This window comes from Mycobacterium haemophilum DSM 44634, from assembly GCF_000340435.2.
GTDB classification, from domain to species: domain Bacteria; phylum Actinomycetota; class Actinomycetes; order Mycobacteriales; family Mycobacteriaceae; genus Mycobacterium; species Mycobacterium haemophilum.
This window is the reverse complement of record NZ_CP011883.2, coordinates 3348146-3368572: the sequence shown is the minus strand read 5'-3', so window position 1 is coordinate 3368572 and position 20427 is coordinate 3348146. Positions and strand designations below refer to the sequence as shown.

Below are 20427 nucleotides of genomic sequence, written 5' to 3'. Positions count from 1 at the left end.
CCAACTAGACCGTGTGTGATCGGCAAATGCCGGGGAACCGCTGCAGCTATGTGCAGGCCTTGAACGGACCAAGTTGGGGTCCGCAGACGTGCGGCGGGGGCGGCAGGGCCGGCAAGGCTGGCGGTGGAGGCTGGGCCGGCAGTTGAGGGTGCGGCAGGGCCGCGAGAACCGCTGGTGGCGCCGGTAGCCCTGGGGCCGGTAGCCCCGGGGCCGGGAGACCCGGGGGCAGCGCCGGTAGCCCTGGGGCCGGGAGACCCGGGGGCAGCGCCGGTAGCCCTGGGGCCGGGAGCCCCGGGGGCAGCGCTGGTAGCCCCGGAGCCAGCGCCGGGAGCGCCGCGGCCGGTAGACCCGCCATGAGCGCCGCGAGACTGGCCGGCAGACCCGCGACGAACGCGGGAATATCTGCGAGCGCTGGAAGCCCCCCGGCTACCGCCCCAAGGCCCGCCGCGAGCGCCGGGTTTACCGCCGCGAGTAGCGCGGGGAGACCCGCAGTCAGCGCCGAGCCGACCGACGTCAATAGCGATGGGTTGCCGAGCGCTAGTAGCAGAGACGCCGGGCCACCGGTCAGCACCGCGGGTAGCGCCCCGGCCAGTAGCTGTGGGATATCCCCCGACGGGATACCCGGGATATTTAACCCCGCTAGCAACGACTGGAGACCTCCCGCTATCGACGACGGGATACCTTGCGTGGGATTCAGCAACCCGGCGACGCCGCCGGATTCGGAGTTAAGACCGAGAGCGCTAGCGAGCGCGGGCTCGATGAGGTCTAGTGCCAGCAGGGCGGTCGGTACACCCACCGCAGTCGACCACCCGAGGGCAGAGCTGGCCAAGCCGCCCAAGCCTTGTACGCCGCCCACGACTGACCAGGCCACGCTTTGCGCAATCCCGAGGCCAGCCCAGAAGTTGGGAAGGCCAATGCCAAGCGCGGGTACGGCAAACCCAGGTAAGCCCAGCATGCCGAGATCGGCCAGGCCGGGGGCGGTGGCCAGCGCGCCCGCGTTAGGCAAGCCTGCCAGCAGGTTCGGGTCGGGCACGCCGGGTAGGCCCGGGTCGTCGAGGACGGGCAGCGCGGTCGGCGACGAGCCCGATCGGGGAGCCACTGCCGGCGCTATCACCTGCCCTGCTGCCGAGAACGGGCTAGGCATAAAGTGCTCTATCGGTCCCGCCGCCTCCGGCGCTCTGGCCACGGAGACCGCGGGTGGCAAGGCTTGGGCCGCCTGTCCCGACTGTGCCGCCGAGTTCGGCATAAGGACCGAAGCCAGTCGGTCGCAGTCTGCGCCGGCGGCGCTGTTCGCGCATACCGCTCCGCTCGGTGTCGGCGGGCCGACCGAACTTACCGGGCTAACCGCCAGCGTTCCGCCCAACATCGCGGCAGCCGCCGCGCCAAGAGCAGCGATTCTCATCACCGACCCCCAACTCGCTGTCGACTCGCGATACACGGGTCTATCTGCTGGAGCTTAGGTTTGCGGGGCCTGCGTTGTGAGCGTTATCAGAAATTCCGCTGGGGCTAACCGACCGACGCCGCGGTCGCGACAGATGGTAGCCCGACGATGGGTGCCGCCTTATGCAGGCACTCCTGCCATTCAGCGTCGGGATCGGAGTCGGCGGTGATCCCGCCGCCGACTCCCAGCACGGCGTTACCGGTGGTGTCGAATTCGACGGTTCGGATCGCGACGTTCAGCTCGCAACCGGCGATGGGGGACGCCAAACCAACTGTGCCGCAATATATCCCACGGCGTCGGGGTTCCCATTGCGAAATCAATTGGCGGGCCCTTAGCTTGGGGGTTCCAGTTATCGAGGCAGCCGGGAAGGCGGCGTCTAGCAGCACCGCCGTTGGCAGCTCGACGGGAACCTGGGCCGACACCGTGGAGACCAGGTGCCACACGCCCGGCGCGCGCCGTACCACCAACAGCTCGGGTACGGTGACCGTGCCGGTAATGGCTACTCGGCCGAGGTCATTACGCACCAGATCCACGATCATGATGTTCTCGGCCACCTCTTTGGCCGAAGCCCGCAATGCCGACGGCCAGGCCTGCAACGGCAAGGTGCCTTTGATCGGGCTGGACGTCACGACGGCACCACGGCGTCGAAGGAATAGCTCCGGGGATAGCGATGCCACCGCACCCCACGGTCCAGCGACATAAGCGGCACGCGCCGGAGCGGTGCGTGCCACCCCACCGATGAAGAAGTCCAGCGGGGCGCCGGTGACGGTCCCGGTGAACTGTGTGCACACACACGCTTGGTAGATCTCGCCGGCACGGATCGCCTCCAGGCAGGCAAGTACGCCGTCGCGATGGGCCCCCCAGTCTGCCCTGTCCCAGTCGATCTGGCAGTCTCGCGCGGGCCCCGGCGTTGTTGCTAGTGCGGCGGCCAGCCAGCCGGGCATCGGTGCACCGGACAGGCTCTCGTACCACCACTGCGCGCTACGGTCGCGACGCAGCACACAGTCGGTCCAACCGCCGGCGGCTTCGGGGATCCGGTTTGGCTGCCCGTCGGCTGCGGGGTCCGGGTAGGACAGGTAGCCGACCCAGCCGCCGCCCACTGCTGCCGAATCGGGTGTTCGTGCGCCTAACTGGACTGCGAACGCGTCGTCGACGTCCACCGGTTGTACTGACAGGCTCGGTGCGATTACTGCCAGCGCGTCGAACCAATCGCCGGTCAAAGCAGCGGGCGGCGGCAAATCGAGCCCGGTGGTGGCGTCGCCGAGAGCGCGCAGCACCTGGGGTGCGCCGCCAAGATCGCCGAGCCGCTCGATTCGCACCGCCCTAGCTTGACAGAACAGCGGATTTTCGCACCCCCGGGCGTCGCCGAGGTTGGATTGGCTCGCCTTCTCCTCACGCCGCGTCGCGGCGCGCATCGTCGCCGGGCTAGTCCCGGCTGATCGCGCGTGTGGTCGCCACGGTCGCCAGTTTGTCGGGGTTGCGCATCACGTAGAAGTTCGTGATCTTGTTGTCGGCGATCTCCAACGTGACCACCATCTCAAGGCGTTCCTTGTGGTAGAGCAAGACCGCCGGAGCACTGTTACAGGTCACCATCTCCACGCGCAGCGTCGCCCACACCTCGTGCATCTTGCGCATCAGCCCGACGATGGCCCTGGCCACCCGCGATGCGCCGGCAACGGGTCGGCGGGCAGCGCTCACCTTGCCGCCACTATCGGCTACCCAGGTGGCGTCGGGCGCGAGCATTGCCATCAGGGCCTCGACGTCACCGCTGGCCGCCGTGGCCAGGAACGCAGTGGTGATCTCCGCATTGCGCTGTGGATCCACAGTGGCGAATCTTCTCCGCCGCGCCCGTACGTGTTCGCGTGCCCGGTGGGCGACCTGCCGGATGGTTGGCGCCGGTTTACCCACCGCGTCGGCAATCTCGTCGTAGCTGAATCCGAACACCTCCCGCAGCACGAACACCGCTCGTTCGTCGGGGCTTAGCGTTTCCAACAGGACCAGCATCGCCATCGAAACTGATTCCGCCAGGACGATGTCGGCCGAGGGGTCCTGGTCGTCGAGAAGCAGCGGCTCCGGCAGCCACGGCCCCACGTACTCTTCGCGGCGGCGGGCGTCGGCCCGCAACGCGTTGAGCGCTTGGCGGGTGACCAGCTGGGCCAGGTAGGACTTGGTATCGCGCACGGTCGCCAGGTCAACGCCAGCCCACCGCAGATAGCTGTCCTGCAACACGTCGTCGGATTTTGTTGCCGAGCCGAGGATTTCGTAGGCGATGGTGAACAGTAACGGGCGCAGCAGGGTGAACCGCTCCGCGTGCTCACCACCGGTCGGTGCGCGCGTCATCGCAGAGCGACCTGCTGGTTGGCCGCCAACCTTGCGGGCCTATTGCCGCCCTTGAGCCAGAAGTACGAGCCGGGTCTGGTCGCCTCGCGCCGGATGGACCACACGGTGGCCTTGCAGATCGATTCTTTGATGGACGCGGCTACCCGGCCGCCCACGACCACATTCATCGGGGTGTCGTCGGTGTGCGCGAGCTGGAAGGTGGCGTGCGAGCGGCCCAGGCTGATGCACTGCCCGACGAACGCCTGGTTCAGTTTCGCCGGCTCATTTCCGGCGATACGGCTGAGCACGGTGTTGGCGGCTTGGGCGCCCAACGGCCCAGCGGCTTGACAGCTCATCCGCAACGGGTGGCCTGATGGTGCGGCGGCGTCACCGGCAGCGACGACGCGATCGTCGTCAACGCTGGTCAGCGTTTCGTCGGTGAGGAGCCGGCCCACGGCGTCGGTGCGTAGCCCGCTGCGTGCGGCCAAGTCGGGCACAGCGAATCCCACCGTCCACACGGTCGCGGCGCTGGGTAGTACCGCGCCGTCGCCGAGTACCACCGCGTCCCACCGCACCTCGGTGGCGGCCACGGACTCGCGCACGTCCACACCGAGCTTGCGTAGCTGCTTCGTCACCGAGCGCCGGCCCAGGTTGCTTAACGACGGCCCTAGGATGCCGCCACACACCAGCGTCACCGAGCGACCTTGCTCGGCCAGCTCGGAAGCCGTTTCGATACCGGTCAATCCGCCGCCGACCACCGTGATGGGAGCGGTAACAGGCAGATCGGTGACCACGTACCTCAGCCGGTGAGCGCTCTCCAGTTCGGCTACCGAATAAGCGAATTCGGCTGCGCCGGGCACCCCGGATGGTGTGGCGGGCGTCGTGCCAGTGCTGCCCACGGCGTAGATCAGGTAGTCGTAGTTCAGCACGGCACCCGAGGCCAACAGGACCTGCCGGTCTCCGGTGTCAATACCGGAGACGGTGTCGACGACCAGCCGGATCCCGGCGCTGAGCAGCGTGTCGTAAGCGAGGGTCGCGGCGGCGGTGCTGGCGACCACCTGATGCAGGCGGATTCGCTCGACGAAGACCGGACGGGGATTCACGAGTGTGATGTCGATGTCGCGGCGCAGCCGCAGATGGTTGGCGGCCAGTGTTCCGGCGTATCCGCCGCCGACAACGACGACATGAGTGCGGTGGTCGGTCATCTCGGTCATTGGGTGTCTCCTAGCTTGTGCGGGTGCTGACGTGGTCCCTAACGGATCTATGCCTTTGAGACACCGCAGGCCGGACTGGCGTGACAACCTCGGCCCAGATTGTGAGCTGTCTCACTTGTGAGTCTGGCGGCTGGGTATCACTTAGGCGCCACTTAGGGCCTCGCTTGGCGCCAGGCCGTCGCGCCGATCCAGCTGAGCCGAGCCGGCCCTGGGTGATAGGCTGCGCACTATCAATTCGTGACCTGCCCCGGCCGAATACACCCACAGACAGCAACGCGAACGACGCTGGCCTCTCCACTGCGCATCGGGAGTGCATGGGGGAGAAGCAGCCTTGACGACGACCATCCCCTGATTGGGCAGCCGCCCGGATGGGAACATGTGCCACCTCGGAGGACCCTGTGCCGCGCAGCCTGCTAACCCGGTGCTCGCGCAGTGAGGTAACCACCGCTGTGTTGTCCGGCCCTGTCCCGGGCGATGCAATGGAGGCGTTATTGTCCACGTGCTGGATGCCGATGCCGTTTCTCGCCGACCGCGAGGCGTTGTCGCTGGGCGCGCGTTAGTACTGGCAGCGATGGTTCGTATGTTGGGGAAAAGCACGGTAGTTGTTGCCGCATGCGCGGGGCTGGTCCTGACCGGGTGTGGTCATCAGACCGAACCCGGACCACTCAACGCGATGGTCAGTCCGGCCATACCGACTACCGTGCAGGAGCTTCCCAACCCGCTGCGCGGCCAATACGAAGATCTTTTGGAACCGCTTTTCCCGCAAGGTAATCCCGCGCAGCGGCGGTATCCGGCGTGGCCTGCGTCACATGACGCCAGTATCCGTGTCGCGTGGCGTCAATTGCAGCCCACTGATCCGCGCATGCTGCCCCCCGACGCCCCCGACGATCGCAAATACGACTTCAGCGTCATCGACGACGCGTTAACGAAGTTGGCTAACCGTGGCATGCGACTGATGCTCCGCGTGTACGCCTACAATTCCTGTTGCAACGGCTCTTCCCCGGACAACACCAACATTGCGATTCCCGACTGGGTGCGGGCGGTTCCCGGCACCAGCGCCGACTATTCTGGGCCACCCAGCAGTCCTATATCCGGGACGACGCAGGTAGTGCCGAACTGGAATGATCCCACCTACCTCAACGGTTTTGAGCAGCTGCTTGCCGCGCTGGGTCGGCGCTATGACGGCGATGAGCGGCTCAGCGTTTTCGAATTCTCCGGATATGGGGACTTCAGCGAGAACCACATAGCGTATTTGCGTGACGTGCTCGGGGCGCCAGGTGCAGAGCCTGAACAAAGCGTCGCGACCCTGGGGTATTACAGCCAGTTCACCGATCAAAGCATCACCATCGCATCGATTCGGCGGCTGGTAGCGGCGAACGTAAACGCTTTTCCCCATACACAATTGGTGGTCAATCCGGAAAACCCAGAGATCGTGCGCGAACTGCTCGCCGACGACGTGACTAAAAGACTGTCCGCGCCGGTAGGCATCCGCGCCGATCGCCTGGGCGTCTCGGCGCCGTTGCCGGCATGGGCCGAGTCCAACGACTCTCACTACGTGCAGTCCAAAGATGTAGTCGTGACTGCGATCCGGCAGCGGCTCGCGTCGGCGCCGGTGATCACTGAGTGGTGCCAGTTGCCAAACGGAGCCGACCCGCGGTCTTACTATGAAAAGGGCCTGCGCGACGTCATCAAGTATCACGTGTCGATGACGTCGAGTGCCAGCTTCCCGGATCGGGATTCGACATCGGCGATGGACCCGAGGTTGTATCGACTTTGGGCGCAAGCCAATGCCGCCGCGGGCTACCGGTACTCGGTCGAGGCGCGGCCGGGATCGCAATCGATACAAGGTAACGTGGCGACGATAGCCGTCGTGTGGACCAACTACGGGTCCGCGGCGACCAGCGAAAATTGGCGACCCGGCTACAAATTGGTGGATTTCTCGGGCGCAGTGGTTCGTACGTTACCGGCAACGGTCAACCTTAAGGCGTTGGTCCGTGATGACTCCAGCCAATCACGCGAGGAGCCTGGCCCGGCATCGGCCAGCGAATCGGTGCACGTCGACCTGGGTGGTTTGGCGCCTGGGCATTACACGCTGCGGGCGTCGGTGGAGTGGCAGCAGCACAAGCCAGGTGGTTCACATGTGGTGAACTATCCGCCGATGGCGTTGGCCCGCGACGGCCGGGACCTCTCCGGGTTGTATCCGGTTGCTACGCTGGATATTCCGCGTGGCAACCTGACATCGGCCAACGGCCAATGACACTGTGTGCCTACCCCGCGCTGATCCCGACACATGCTTGGCGGGCACACTCCGCCGGCGCCCACGGTCCACGGCTGTACTCCTGGGTGTGGTTTCGTCTACTGGCCGAAGACGACACTGACATCGGTGTCCATCATTTGCTGATCCGTCTGCTGATCGGTCGCAACGACACCACCGGCGAGCACGCCGTCCTGCGTGCTACAGCCCGCGTCCGGTGCCGCAACGCGCCGTGGCCATTGCCACCGAACGCGACACCGCACCCACCCCGACCGTGCTGATCGCGTTGACCGTCAATGAATTTCGTCGACTCTTCGACGCTCTGTTCCTGGCACTTACCACATTGTCGCGACTTTGCTGATGATGACCATTGACGTAGTGGTCGTCGTGTTGCAGCTCATCGAGTCGGTTATTCTAGGCCCGATTATCGACTTATGATTTGGAATCATCGATATGTTGACCTTGGCGGCAATTCTCACCCTCCATTCTCGTGGCCGCAACGCTAAACATGTTGGCCGGATGGGTGATTGGGGCGTCAACTTCATTGCCGACTCCGTTGCCAATTGGCATTGGCGGCGGGTACCTCGCGGACCAGTCGAGGGACGAGGAGCCTACTGAAGTCGGTGGAGATGGCAGAGGGTGCTGGCACGTGAGGCGTTGCTGGGACCGTAGTTAAGGAGTAGGTCGGGCGGCCAACAGGGCTGACGGTGCGGGGTGGTGCTGCGTTCGGCGGTGGTCCGCAGGTGCCGATGTTGCCGGCCGGTTCGGAGCCGGAGGTGGTCCGGTCGGGCCGGCTAACGGGGGTGGGTAAAGCGCCGAGTGCCGGCGGCGCCGTGCCGCACAACAGCAACGGTCGAGTCGAGCGGCGGACGCTGTAAATCCTCACCGCGGCACAAGGAATCGGCTTCCCCTACGGTAAGCAGGTCATTCGGATCACCCGCGAACGTCTTGTGAACGCCATCGGCCAATCCAGCGTCGAGGTCATCCACGCCGTCTGCAGCCTGTCCTTCGAGCACGCTAGACCTCACCATCGCGGGCTGGCGGCGCCAGCACTGGGGCATCGAAAACCGCGTTCACTGGGTCCCGCGACGTCACTTTCGGCGAGGACGGTCACCACGCCCACACAGGCAACAGCGCGCAGATCCTCGGGGCCATCCGCAACGCCGCGATCAACTGCACCGCCTGGCTGCTGCCGACAACATCACCGAGGCCTGCCGCGCCACCCGCCCTTACCGCTGACCGCCGCCTCGAGCTCCCCAACCCACAAATCCCCAGCTCACAAGCCTGCTGTCAACAACGCCGGAGCCCTAGGGGCAACCCCACTTGCTGTAACTCGTCTGATACCCTAATGTTTCTGATGCATCAACGTGTCTGATAAGTTAACGTGTCTGATACGTTATGGTGAGGTTCCCGCAACTAAGGCGGTCGAGAGGAAGTGCTAGTGACTCATCCACAAGGATGTTCCCCTCGGCCCCGACGGCCGGTAAAAGGGCAGGGGCACGTTGCGTGAAAGGCGTATGCGTATGTGTCTGCTATTAGGAGGAAAACCGGTAGGACCGTGAATGGCTGTTCGTTTACCAGTCGAGGTCGACGGAGTTAAGGGGCCGGGTTCTCCGATAACGCGTGACAGCAAGGAAATTTACATGCTCCTGGATAATTCGCTTTTTGCGAATCTCCTTTTTTTAAAAATAATGCTAGATGCGAGTACTTCAAATAATGCGAGGTGGCGAGCACTTCGAAGCCACGGAGGATGCGCATCCTATATGCCTGGGATATCCATCGAACTCTAAAGACTTCCCGAAAACTGAAAATGATGAGGTTTTCTATAGCGTTTGTGATAACCGTTTGAAATAACTAAGCGATTGAGAGGGAGTACTAGTGATTGATTTTTCGGATGATGATGACCCGAAAGGCTTAGAGGATATACCCCCACAAAACGTGGATCCGCCGCTAACAAACTTGGATCAGTCATCAACAAACTTGGATCCGTCGCTATCAATGTTGAATCTGTCGTTACTGAAGGACGTGGAGCAGATACGGGCAAACCCGGATGGCATGACAGAGGTGAGCACCAAAATGGTGGAGATAGCTCACCAGATTTCAATAGCAAATGCCAAGAAGGCCCCGGTGATGACCAAGATTCCCGCGCCGGGGAAGGATAGTGTATCAGCTTTGTCGGCGAGGTTTTTTAATGCTCGCGGAAAGCTGTACCAGGTGCATACCGATCGAGGCGCGGACATCGGCAAGCGGTTCTCCTGGAGCCTAAAGGAAGCCGCATCGAAATATATTCACACTGACGAGGACAACAAGAAGAGTCTGAATCTTCTCGAGGATGATTAATTTCCGTTTAATGCTCGCGGGCTGCTGTACCAGGTGCATACAAGGACAACGGATGAGGATCGTGTCACAGCTTAGCTACGCACGGTTTGTTACCGGCGAATAGATCTGCCAGCGATATGTTAATTGTAGAGTTCAGGAGAAAGTAACCGAAGTGCCAAATTTCGACCTAATATCACCCGAGGTCAACGTTAAAAATATTCATGGTCCGGGTTCTAAGCCGATGCGGACCGCTGCAGGTGCATGGGCCAGTCTGTACGAAGAGTTGAGAGTTGCGGCGGATAGTTGGTTTGAGCAAGTTATCGCGACGGAAGACTTGTTTAAAGGTCCGGCAGCGGAGAAATTTGTAGCAGCGGCAGGACAGTACCATGGCTGGCTGATTGGACATGCCAACACGGCCTGGGAGACCTACGAGGGCCTCAGTGGAGTGGTGGGGGCCTACGAAAAGGCGGTCGAATCGATGGTGCCGACATCTTCGATAGTGGCGAACCGCGCGACTGCCTTAACTCTGAAAACAACCAATTTTTTGGGGCAATTCACCACCAAAATCATGGAGCTGGATGACGAATACCAAAAGATGTGGGCCCAGAATGCGGAAGCGATGAATCAGTATCAGTATACTATCTTCGATATTATGGCGCGGGTTGAGAAGAGCGGAATTATACCGGCGCCGCAGATAATCGACGACACTTCCAAGAGCTTATCCCACGTTGATTATGTATTAATCTGATTCTCTTGTTGGATTGGCGTCGGCGGTGTTTGAGTTTTGACCGTTGGCGGTATGCGGACTTTGGCCCGGTGTTGACCGCTGCGGTGTCCGTTCGTGATGGCCCGCCACCTGGTCGGCGGATAACCACTGCGGCTTTGGACTGTGTCACCCATAACGCAACGAAATTAACTGTAAGGAGATACAAAGAGTATGACCGCACGTTTTATGACCGATCCGCACGCGATGCGGGATATGGCGCGCCGTTTTGAGATGCACGGCCAGACGGTGGAGGACGAGTCACACAAGATGTGGGCCTCGACGCTGAACATCGCGGGTGCGGGCTGGAGTGGGGCCGCGCAGGCAACCTCGTTTGACACCATGGGGCAGATGAATCAGGCGTTTCGCAACATCGTGAACATGCTGCACGAGGTGCGTGACCAGCTAGGTGCTGCTGCCACCCGCTACGAGCAGCAAGAGCAGGCCTCCCAGCAGATCCTGCAGGGTAGCTAACGGCGGAAAACCGCCGCTGTCCACGACCTTTTCTCATTCACTTTCTCAATTGAGGAGCACAAAAACTCATGTCCAGCATTAACTACCAGTTCGGGGATGTCGACGCCCACGGCGCGACCATCCGCGCGCAAGCGGCGTCGTTGGAAGCCACCCATCAGGCCATCCTGGCCAGTGTGCGCGACGCCGCTGACTTTTGGGGCGGCCAGGGCTCGGCGGCATGCGAGCAGTTCATCACAGATTTGGGACGCAACTTCCAGATGATCTATGAGCAGGCCAACGCCCACGGCCAAAAAGTGCAAGCCGCCGGCAACAACATGGCCGACACCGACCGCTCCGTCGGCTCCGCATGGGCCTAACCCCCACACCGGCCGGCAGATGAAGTGACAATCCCCGGGAATCATCAAGACTCCGCCGGTAAGGCGGTGACCGCGTCGTCATATATGGGGTTGGCGTGACGATTTGGTTTGCGGTGCCGCCGGAAGTGCATTCGGGGTTGTTGAGTGATGGTCCGGGTCCTGGCGCGCTGTTGGCAGCGGCTAAGGTGTGGACTTCGCTGAGCGTCGAATATGCTTCGGCGGCAGAAGAATTGACTGCAATGCTGGGTGCCGTCCAGGCTGGTGCGTGGCAGGGTCCGAGCGGGGAAAGCTACGTGGGCGCGCACGCGCCGTATCTGGCCTGGCTGACTAAGACCAGTTCTGACTGCGCAGGGGCAGCCGTCCAGCTTGAGGTGGTGGCAGGGGCTTATACCGGCGCGTTGGCCGAGATGCCGACATTAGCGGAGCTGGCCGCTAACCATGCCACCCATGCGGTGTTGTTGGGCACGAATTTCTTTGGTGTGAATATGATCCCGATTGCGGTCAATGAGGCCAAGTATGTGGAGATGTGGCTTCGGGCGGCCGCCACGATGAGTGCTTATCAGGCGGTCGTGACTGCGGCGCTGGGATCGAGGCCACGATTTACACCGGCGCCGGAAGTGCTCAAAGCTGGTGGCGGCGAAGCCAACGCCGGTGCGTCCATTCCCGCCGCGCCGGAGGCTTTCCCGATCATTACCATCATATTGGTAATTTTGGCGATTATCGCTCTGATAGTGTTTGGGGTGGCGCTTGCATTTGCCATCACGGGGGCTGTCTATGCGATTCTTCTGACGTTAGTGGCCCTGGCAGCGGCGATCCTTTTCGCGATTATTGCGGTCATCTTGACCCCTCCGTTCCTCGCGGTCGCCGTGCCATTTGGCGCCGCGATTGCGTTGCCGATTGCGTTGCCGATAGGGATTGGTGGGTATCTTGAGGGCCGGTCGAGGGAGGAGCCCGTTGAAGTCGGTGTAGAGACAGCAGACGGGTCGTCTGGCGCTGGGCGCTCTGGGGTGGTGCCGGTGTTAGGGGAGTCGGTTGGGGTGGTACCGGAGGGCAGGTTGGTGACGGCTGTGGCGCCGGCTCCTGCGGGTACGTCGTCGTCGGTGGTGGCTGCTGACCGGGGTACTGGTCCATGGGGCTTTGCTGGGACGGCGGGTAAGGAGTCGGTTGGGGGGCCTGCGGGGTTGATGGTGTGCGGTGGTGGTTTGTTCGGCGGTGCTCCGCGGGCGCCGATGTTACCGGCTAGCTGGGAGCCGAATGTGGTTGGTGGCATGAATTCACGGGCGTAGGTCAGCGGAGTTCAACATTGCGGCCATGCTCCCTTGGCTCGAAAGTGGTGTGGGGCGGCGACGGCCCCCGCGCAGGAGATAGGCACCCCTGACCAACTGCGGGTCCACGGCGACCAGTGAAAATTGGCAACCCGCCAATAAATTGGTGGATTTCTCGGGCGCAGTGGTTCGTACGTTACCGGCAACGGTCGTTGGTCCGCGATGACTCCAGTCAGTCACGCGAGGAGCCTGGCCCGGCATCGGCCAGCGAATCGGTGCACGTCGACCTGGGCGGTTTGGCGCCTGGGCATTGCACGCTGCGGGCGTCGGTGGAGTGGCAACAGCACAAGTCAGGTGGTTCACATGTGGTGAACTATCCGCCGAGACCTCTCCGGGTTGTATCCGGTTGCTACGCTGGATATTCCGCGCGGCAACCTGACATCAGCCAACGACCAATGACACTGTGCGCCTACTGGCGATCCTTGGTCGCTAGCTCGTTTTATTAATTGTTGGAAGCTGCCACTGGTGGCTACCCGACAGTTACCAGGTTGCGGCGACATGTCGCTAGCCAGGTCCCATCGGTGGCAAACCAGCTCCAAATTGGTCCTATCCTCTCGGCGCACGACGTCATGTAACTCGCGCCACGATCCGTTAACCGTGCTGCAAGGTTGCTGAAACGTTGCTGTACGATGACGTTCACATAACTAAGCGGTCAAGGAAGAGCGCCTAAGTGTTTCAGCCAGAAGTACCGGACAACGAGATCCAGGTAGTCGTCAACCCGTCGTCATCGCGCCCGTTGTCAACAGACTTGGATCCGTCGTCATTGGGCCCGTGGTCAGCAGGGTTGGATTCGTCGCTATCAAACTTGGGTGCGTCGTACCTACGCGACAAGGAGGCGATGCAGGCACGTCTAGATAGCATGGCTGAGGTAAGTGCCAAGATGGTGGAGATAGCTCACCAGATTTCGATAGCAAATGCCAAGAAGGCCTCGGTGATGACCAAGATTCCCGCGCCGGGGAAGGATAGTGTGTCAGCTCTGTTGGCGAGGTTTTTTAATGCTCGCGGAAAGCTGTACCAGGTGCATACCGATCGAGGCGCGGACATCGGCAAGCGGTTCTCCTGGAGCCTAAAGGATGCCGCAACTGAATATGAAGAAACTGAGAAGCGCATCACGGATCTTCTTTATCCCGAGTGATATTACGTAATGCTCGTTTAATGCTCGCGGGCTGTTGTGCTAGCTGCGTACCGGTCGAGGCGCGGGCATCGGCAGGCAGTTGTCCCGGAGCCTGGAGCTGCCGCATCTGCTTATACGAATACTGCCGAGGACGACGAGGATCGCTGTCACAGCGTAGCTACTCGCGGTGTGCTACCGGCGAATAGATCTGCCAGCGATATGTTGATTGTAGAATTGAGGAGAAAGTAGCCGAGGTGACAAATTTCAACTTATTACCACCCGAGGTCAACGTCAAAAGTATTCGTGGCCCGGGTTCTAAGCCAATGCGGACCGCTCAAGCGGCATGGGACGGTCTGGCGGAAGAGTTGTACTCTAAGGCGGATGAGTGGATAGCTCAAATTGCCGCGGCGAAGGCTGTGTTTGAAGGTGGGGCAGCGGGCAGATTTATGGAAGCGGCAGGACAATACCATACCTGGCTGAATGGACACGCCAAGGCGGCCCGTGCGAACGTCGAGTATCTCGCTCACGCGATACATATCTACGACGCGACGGTCGAGGGGATGGTGCCGACATCTTCGATAGTGGCGAACCGCGCGGCTGCCTTAACCATGAAAACAACTAACCTTTTGGGGCAATTCACCCACAAAATCGTGGAGCTGGATCGGGCGTACCAAGAAATGTGGGCCCAGAATGCGGAATTGATGAATACATATCAGTCTGCTATCTTCGATATTATGGGGCAAGCCGAGAGAGAAGGAATTACACCGGCGCCGCTGGTAATCCACGGCGGCTCTTCCAGGTCCAGCGGCTATCATCCCATCAGCAGCAGCATCACCTTCGACGAAGAAGAGAAATTCTCCTGACCGCTAACCTGGCATCAACCAACGGTCAGCTCCAAACTGGTCCTATTCTCCGGCGCACGACATCATGTACCCGGCAACACGATCCGTTAACCTTGGTGTTAAGGTTGCTGAAATATTGCCGTACGATGACGTTCACATAACTAAGTGGTCAGGGAGAATGCCCTAAGTGTTTAAGCCAAAAGTAGCGGACGAAGAGATCCGCGTAGTCGAACAGGCGTCACCGCGCCCGCGGTCAGTATTCGTGGATCCGCCGGAAGAAGACTTGCAGCCAGCAGAGCCGGAGTGGGGCCTGCCACCAGACTTGCAGGAGTCGCGGCTACGCGAGTTGCAGGCGATGCGGGCACGTCCAGATGGCATGGCTGAGGTAAGTGCCAAGATGGTGGAGATAGCTCACCAGATTTCGATAGCAAATGCCAAGAAGGCCCCAGCGGTGACCAAGATTCCTGCGCCGGGGAAGGATAGTGCGTCAGCTCTGTTGGCGAGGTTTTTTTAATGCTCGCGGGGTGCTGTACCAGGTGCATACCGATCGAGGTGCGGAGATCGGCAAGCAGTTCTCTTGGAGCCTAAAGGATGCCGCATCTGAATATAAATATGCTGACGAGCGCAGCAAGGGTCTTTTCGGGTACGAGGATTACTGCGGAACCTGAGGGCTGCCGCAGCTGGTTATACGCGCACTGACTTACGGTCGCGAAGAGGATCGTGTCACAGGGGCTGTCAGCCTCCTCGTTGGTGCCGAATAGAAAGATAGTTACTAATCTGATTCTCTTGTTGGATTTGGTGGCGGCGGTGTTTGAGTTTTGACCGTTGGCGGTATGCGGACTTTGGCCCGGTGTTGACCGCTGCGGTGTCCGTTCGTGATGGCCCGCCACCTGGTCGGCGGATAACCACTGCGGCTTTGGACTGTGTCACCCATAACGCAACGAAATTAACTGTAAGGAGATACAAAGAGTATGACCGCACGTTTTATGACCGATCCGCACGCGATGCGGGATATGGCGCGCCGTTTTGAGATGCACGGCCAGACGGTGGAGGACGAGTCACACAAGATGTGGGCCTCGACGCTGAACATCGCGGGTGCAGGCTGGAGCGGGACCGCGCAGGCAACCTCGTTTGACACCATGGGGCAGATGAATCAGGCGTTTCGCAACATCGTGAACATGCTGCACGAGGTGCGTGACCAGCTCGGTGCCGCCGCCACCCGCTACGAGCAGCAAGAGCAGGCCTCCCAGCAGATCCTGCAGGGTAGCTAACGGCGGAAAACCGCCGCTGTCCACGACCTTTTCTCATTCACTTTCTCAATTGAGGAGCACAAAAACTCATGTCCAGCATTAACTACCAGTTCGGGGATATTGACGCCCACGGCGCCACCATCCGCGCGCAAGCCGCGTCGTTGGAAGCCACCCATCAGGCCATCCTGGCCAGTGTGCGCGACGCCGCTGACTTTTGGGGCGGCCAGGGCTCGGCGGCATGCGAGCAGTTCATCACAGATTTGGGCCGCAACTTCCAGATGATCTATGAGCAGGCCAACGCCCACGGCCAAAAAGTGCAAGCCGCCGGTAACAACATGGCCGACACCGACCGCTCCGTCGGCTCCGCATGGGCCTAACCCCCACACCGGCCGGCAGATGAAGTGACAATCCCCGGGAATCACCAAGACGTTGGTTGTCGGGGATTGATCCTAAGATGAGCCGAGCACCGCGCAGCGGCACAGGCAGGGCCGTGCTGCTGCGCGGTGAGGGACAACCAAAGGCTCCGGGATCCAGGGGCGGGCCGCAGACTCATCGTGCGTAGCGATCGCGATAGCGACCTTGGGATCCAGCAGGGGCGGCCCCGGCAGCCCGGTATGGCACTCGGTGCAGGTGACAATGGCAGCGCGGCCGCCTGCATCTCGGTTCATGCCACTCGCTCGTGGTCGGGCTGGGTGTCGGGTGTCGCGTTCTTCGGCTGCGTGTAGATATGTTCGTAGTCAATGGGACTGAGCATGTCGTTGGTGGAATGCCTACGTGACGAACTTCCTCTCCCGGTATGGAAATGCTTGTTACGCAACAATTCCCATTCAATAGTTGGAGTTGAAAGACTCAGCGACCGCATTATCAAGAGCCGACCAGGTACGCTCCAATCGACTGCGTGACACCGGCGGAGCGGCATGCGACGTCGACAGTTTCCCGGTGTATGCACCACCCATGACATAGCGTTGGCCTGCGCAGCTCACGGGCTCGCCACTCGATGGCCGCGACCGGGATGATGCTGGGATAGTGAAACGCCCTGGTTCTGCCGGAGCGCCGGCGACGAATCGTTGTGGCCGAGCTTCAAGCGCGAGTGCTACTACCGGCACACCGACGCGACGAAAGCGGAACTGATTGCTGCAGTCGACAATTGGATGATTTTCTACACCAACGACCGGAAGCGCGCAGTGCTTGGAATGCGCTCATGATGGTGAATACTTCTTTGCTACCAACGCCCGGCCCCGGCGGCGGCACGTGCATTTGACAGCTCGTCTGGACAGGCGATGCGTTAATAGATTCACGCCATTCCCACGGGCGACGACGCCCTGGTGGCCGAGTGGATGTGGCCAATATTTCGTCACGCCGTAAACAAATACACGAAAGTCGATTTTTGTTATCTCAGATGGATAAAAGGAGTCAATTTCGCGTAGTTTAGCCTCAAAATTTCACGGTCGCTCGAGTTCTCCGTCCTCTTATCGGACACCCCAAGATTGCAATTAACGAGCTTCACCTAGCCAACCGAGGTCACTTCCCGGGACCACTGGCAGCCGAGTGAACGTTCCAGGCTAGCGGATCCGGTCGGCAACGGCCCGGCGGTCACTCGGCAAACCATGTCGAACGGCCGCACTGGCAGGGCTTGTCGGCATCACGCGAGCGGTTTTACGACAGCGCACCGGCGAAAAGTAGTCGGGCGCGAACCCGATCCCGTTCCCCAGAAGCGAACGAATAGGTTTGGCGCTCTCAGCAGTGGTACCCGAAGTGATAGCGTATCGGCGAATCCGCCGTATTGATTCAACACCTGAATATGGAGTCGAAATGAAGTTGAAGCTTCCTCGCCTTTGCGTTGCGATATTGGGTTGTGCTGCGGCTATTGTGTCTTCTGCTGCGGTTGCCAGCGCTGATCCGCCTGACCCGCACCAGCCGGACATGACGAAGGGCTACTGCCCGGGTGGTCGATGGGGTTGGGGCGAATTGGCCGTGTGCGACGGTGAGAAGTACCCTGACGGGTCGTTTTGGCACCAGTGGATGAGAACCTGGATGGTCGGCCCTCAGTTCTACTACGACTGCGTCGGTGGTGACGAACCTCTCCCGGGCCCGCCGCCGCCTGGTGGCTGCGACGGGGCAATTCCGCCCGCGCCGCCTGCCCCGCCCGCAACCTGACCGCAGCGGCGATGGCCGTCGCTCACTGCGTTCGCTCCGCTCACTCGACTTCGGGGTTGGATGCTCGTCTCGTTCCCGTCGCTCACTGCGTTCGCTCCGCTCACTCGACTTCGGGGTTGGATGCTCGTCTCGTTCCCGTCGCTCACTGCGTTCGCTCCGCTCACTCGACTTCGGAAGGCTGGTAGCGGGGGAACACACCGGTGGGTGGCGGCAGCACTGTGCCGGGGGCCAGCCGCACACCGACGGCAGTGAACGCCCGTTGGTCTTGGCCCTGGCCAAGCAAGTCCAACATCGTGCCGGCCGATTCCGGCATGACGGGCTGGACGAGCAACGCCGCAATTCGCACCGCCTCGCAGGTCGTGTAGAGGACGGTACGGAACCTGGCCTGATCCGCTTCGGACTCGCTCTTGCGCAAGACCCAGGGCTGTTGCGCCGAAAAGTACTTGTTCGCATCGCCGAGCATCAGCCAAATGGCTTCCAAGGCCAGGTGCATCGCCTGCGAGTCAAAACTGCCGCGTACCCGCTCCAACAAGCCGTCGGCCGCTGTGAGTAGCGCCGTGTCGGCGGAGGTGAACTCGCCGGGTTCCGGCACCACCCCGCCCAGGTTCTTGGCCACCATCGACAACGACCGTTGGGCCAGATTGCCGAGCTCGTTGGCCAGGTCGGTATTAATCCGGGTGATGATCGCCTCGTCGCTGTAACTGCCGTCCTGGCCGAACGGCACCTCGCGCAGCAAGAAGTAACGCACCTGATCAACACCGAACGTATCGACGAGGGCCGCCGGGTCGACGATATTGCCCACCGACTTGCTCATCTTCTCGCCGCGGTTGAGCAGAAACCCGTGCGCGAAAACCCTGCGCGGCAGCTCGATTCCGGCCGACATCAAAAACGCCGGCCAGTAGACCGTGTGAAACCTGATGATGTCCTTGCCGATCATGTGTAAATCGGCGGGCCAGTAGCGGCGGAACAACTCCGAGTCGGTGTCGGGGAAGCCGGCCCCGGTGAGGTAGTTGGTCAACGCGTCGACCCAGACGTACATGACATGGTCCGGATGGTCGGGGACCTGCACCCCCCAGTCGAACGAGGTGCGCGAGATGGACAGATCCCGCAGTCCGCCGGAGACAAAGCTGATTACCTCGTTGCGCCGCACCTCGGGCGCGATGAAGTCCGGGTTGGCCTTATAGTGGGCCAGCAGCTTGTCGGCATACGCCGACAGCCGGAAGAAAAAGGTCTGCTCCTCGGTCCAGGTGACCGGGGTTCCGGTCTCCACGGCGATCCGGGTCCCGTCGACAACCTGGGTCTCCGATTCGACGAAGAATCGTTCATCACGCACCGAGTACCAACCCGAGTAGGCGTCCTGGTAGATGTCGCCGGCGGCGAACATGCGACACCAGATCTCCTTGGACGCCTCATGGTGGTCGGCGTCGGTGGTGCGGATGAATCGGTCGAAGGAGATGTTCAACCGCTCCTGTAGGCGTTGGAACACATCGGAATTGCGACGAGCCAATTCAGCGGTGGGCAGCCCCTCGGCCGCCGCGGCCTGCGCGACCTTGAGACCGTGTTCGTCGGTTCCGGTCAGGAAGCGCACGTCGAAGCCGTCCAGCCGCTTGAACCGCGCGATGGCGTCGGTGGCGATGTACTCGTAGGCGTGCCCCAGGTGCGGCGCGGCGTTCGGGTACGTGATGGCGGTGGTGACGTAATAGGGCCTCATCGAGACTCCACCCTATTGTGTGCGCGTGACTTCTCACCGCTCAGCCAATCAAGACGCGCCTCCCGCTCCGGAACCCCTGTCGCCGTTGATCGACGCCCATACCCACCTCGACGCGTGCGGCGCCCGCACGGCTGATGACGTGAAAGCCATCGCCCAGCGAGCCGCGGCGGTCGGTGTGGTTGCGGTCGTCACCATCGCCGACGACTTGGACTCCGCGCGCTGGGTCACCGCGGCCGCCGAGTGGGACCGGCGGGTGTACGCGGCGGTGGCGTTGCACCCGACGCGCGCAACCGCGCTCACCGATGCCGCTCGGGCCGAGATCGAACAACTGGCGGCCCATCCGCGGGTGGTGGCTGTCGGCGAGACCGGTATGGATCTGTATTGGCCCGGCCGCCTCGACGGCTGTGCCCCACCTGACGTGCAACGTGAGGCGTTCGCTTGGCATATCGACTTGGCCAAGCGATGCGGCAAACCGCTGATGATCCACAACCGGCAAGCCGACGTGGAGGTGCTCGACGTGTTGCGCGCCGAGGGCGCCCCCGACCAGGTGATCTTTCACTGCTTTTCGTCGGACGCTGCGATGGCCCGCCGCTGCGTAGCCGCCGGGTGGCTGCTCAGCTTGTCCGGGACGGTGAGCTTCCGTAACGCTCGTGCCCTGCGGGAAGCCGTTCCGTTGATCCCAGCGCAGCAGCTTCTGGTGGAAACCGACGCGCCATTTTTGACCCCGCATCCCCACCGCGGCCTAGCGAACGAGCCCTACTGCCTGCCTTACACTGTTCGGGCGGTCGCTGAACTGGCAGACCGCGCACCTGAGGAGTTGGCTCACATCACCACCAGCAATGCTCGACGTGTCTACGGACTGGGGCCAGCATCCGCGTGATTTCCCCT

At 61.7% G+C, this 20427-nt stretch carries 19 protein-coding genes and 2 pseudogenes; 16 read left to right on the top strand and 5 right to left on the bottom strand.

Annotated elements, in window-relative coordinates; genetic code table 11:
• Positions 1–46: 46 nt before the first annotated feature.
• From B586_RS22490 to B586_RS15690, 4 genes are all read right to left on the bottom strand, one after another.
• Complete coding sequence (locus B586_RS22490; RefSeq protein WP_054879462.1) at positions 47–1402, bottom strand: hypothetical protein; 1356 nt, start codon at positions 1400–1402, stop codon at positions 47–49.
• 104 nt (positions 1403–1506) lie between these two features.
• A complete protein-coding gene (locus B586_RS15700; RefSeq protein WP_047314349.1) occupies positions 1507–2760 on the bottom strand; it encodes an aminodeoxychorismate synthase component I in 1254 nt (417 codons plus the stop codon).
• 106 nt (positions 2761–2866) lie between these two features.
• Complete coding sequence (locus B586_RS15695; RefSeq protein ID WP_054879463.1) at positions 2867–3781, bottom strand: RNA polymerase sigma-70 factor; 915 nt, start codon at positions 3779–3781, stop codon at positions 2867–2869.
• Positions 3778–4974, bottom strand: coding sequence for an NAD(P)/FAD-dependent oxidoreductase (locus B586_RS15690; protein ID WP_054879464.1), 1197 nt, complete (start codon positions 4972–4974; stop codon positions 3778–3780). The genes B586_RS15695 and B586_RS15690 overlap by 4 nt, the downstream gene beginning before the upstream one ends.
• A 571-nt stretch (positions 4975–5545) precedes the next feature.
• Between B586_RS15690 and B586_RS15685 the strand changes: the two genes are divergently transcribed.
• The 15 genes and pseudogenes from B586_RS15685 to B586_RS20390 all read left to right on the top strand — a co-directional run bounded on the left by B586_RS15685 (position 5546) and on the right by B586_RS20390 (position 17828).
• On the top strand, positions 5546–7231 hold the full coding sequence (locus B586_RS15685; RefSeq protein ID WP_054879465.1) for a hypothetical protein: 1686 nt from the start codon (positions 5546–5548) through the stop codon (positions 7229–7231).
• A gap of 214 nt (positions 7232–7445) precedes the next feature.
• The gene (locus B586_RS21100; protein ID WP_156406810.1) at positions 7446–7589 is read left to right on the top strand and encodes a hypothetical protein; all 144 of its coding nucleotides are present in this window, start codon (positions 7446–7448) and stop codon (positions 7587–7589) included.
• Positions 7590–8076: 487 nt separating this feature from the next.
• Positions 8077–8516: pseudogene (locus B586_RS22200) on the top strand (transposase); the annotation flags it as partial.
• A 590-nt stretch (positions 8517–9106) separates the two neighbouring features.
• Entirely contained in the window at positions 9107–9568 is a 462-nt protein-coding gene (locus tag B586_RS15675) for a PE family protein (RefSeq protein WP_156406809.1), read from the top strand.
• 151 nt (positions 9569–9719) lie between these two features.
• Positions 9720–10295, top strand: a complete 576-nt coding sequence (locus B586_RS15670; protein ID WP_168162554.1) for a PPE family protein — start codon at positions 9720–9722, stop codon at positions 10293–10295.
• 189 nt (positions 10296–10484) lie between these two features.
• Positions 10485–10784 carry a WXG100 family type VII secretion target gene (locus B586_RS15665; protein ID WP_047315795.1) on the top strand — a complete coding sequence of 100 codons (300 nt, stop codon included), beginning with the start codon at positions 10485–10487 and terminating at the stop codon, positions 10782–10784.
• 68 nt (positions 10785–10852) lie between these two features.
• Positions 10853–11140: a WXG100 family type VII secretion target gene (locus B586_RS15660; RefSeq protein ID WP_054879469.1), complete on the top strand. Its 288-nt coding sequence runs from the start codon at positions 10853–10855 to the stop codon at positions 11138–11140.
• Between the two features lie 95 nt (positions 11141–11235).
• On the top strand, positions 11236–12426 hold the full coding sequence (locus tag B586_RS15655; protein ID WP_054879470.1) for a PPE family protein: 1191 nt from the start codon (positions 11236–11238) through the stop codon (positions 12424–12426).
• Positions 12427–12517: 91 nt separating this feature from the next.
• Positions 12518–12864 (top strand): annotated as a pseudogene (locus B586_RS22195) (hypothetical protein); the annotation flags it as partial.
• A 271-nt stretch (positions 12865–13135) separates the two neighbouring features.
• Positions 13136–13600, top strand: coding sequence for a PE family protein (locus tag B586_RS15650; protein WP_156406807.1), 465 nt, complete (start codon positions 13136–13138; stop codon positions 13598–13600).
• Between the two features lie 233 nt (positions 13601–13833).
• The gene (locus B586_RS15645) at positions 13834–14442 is read left to right on the top strand and encodes a PPE family protein (RefSeq protein WP_168162553.1); all 609 of its coding nucleotides are present in this window, start codon (positions 13834–13836) and stop codon (positions 14440–14442) included.
• 166 nt (positions 14443–14608) lie between these two features.
• A complete protein-coding gene (locus tag B586_RS15640) occupies positions 14609–14935 on the top strand; it encodes a PE family protein (protein WP_156406806.1) in 327 nt (108 codons plus the stop codon).
• A 457-nt stretch (positions 14936–15392) separates the two neighbouring features.
• Positions 15393–15692 carry a WXG100 family type VII secretion target gene (locus B586_RS15635; protein WP_047316942.1) on the top strand — a complete coding sequence of 100 codons (300 nt, stop codon included), beginning with the start codon at positions 15393–15395 and terminating at the stop codon, positions 15690–15692.
• Between the two features lie 68 nt (positions 15693–15760).
• Positions 15761–16048 carry a WXG100 family type VII secretion target gene (locus B586_RS15630; protein ID WP_047314358.1) on the top strand — a complete coding sequence of 96 codons (288 nt, stop codon included), beginning with the start codon at positions 15761–15763 and terminating at the stop codon, positions 16046–16048.
• A 1435-nt stretch (positions 16049–17483) separates the two neighbouring features.
• On the top strand, positions 17484–17828 hold the full coding sequence (locus tag B586_RS20390) for a hypothetical protein (RefSeq protein WP_047314364.1): 345 nt from the start codon (positions 17484–17486) through the stop codon (positions 17826–17828).
• A 160-nt stretch (positions 17829–17988) separates the two neighbouring features.
• On the opposite strand, the gene metG is transcribed toward B586_RS20390, so the two are convergent.
• On the bottom strand, positions 17989–19539 hold the full coding sequence (gene metG / locus B586_RS15625; protein WP_054879474.1) for a methionine--tRNA ligase: 1551 nt from the start codon (positions 19537–19539) through the stop codon (positions 17989–17991).
• Between the two features lie 19 nt (positions 19540–19558).
• Between metG and B586_RS15620 the strand changes: the two genes are divergently transcribed.
• Complete coding sequence (locus B586_RS15620) at positions 19559–20419, top strand: TatD family hydrolase (RefSeq protein WP_082607654.1); 861 nt, start codon at positions 19559–19561, stop codon at positions 20417–20419.
• Positions 20420–20427 lie beyond the last annotated feature (8 nt).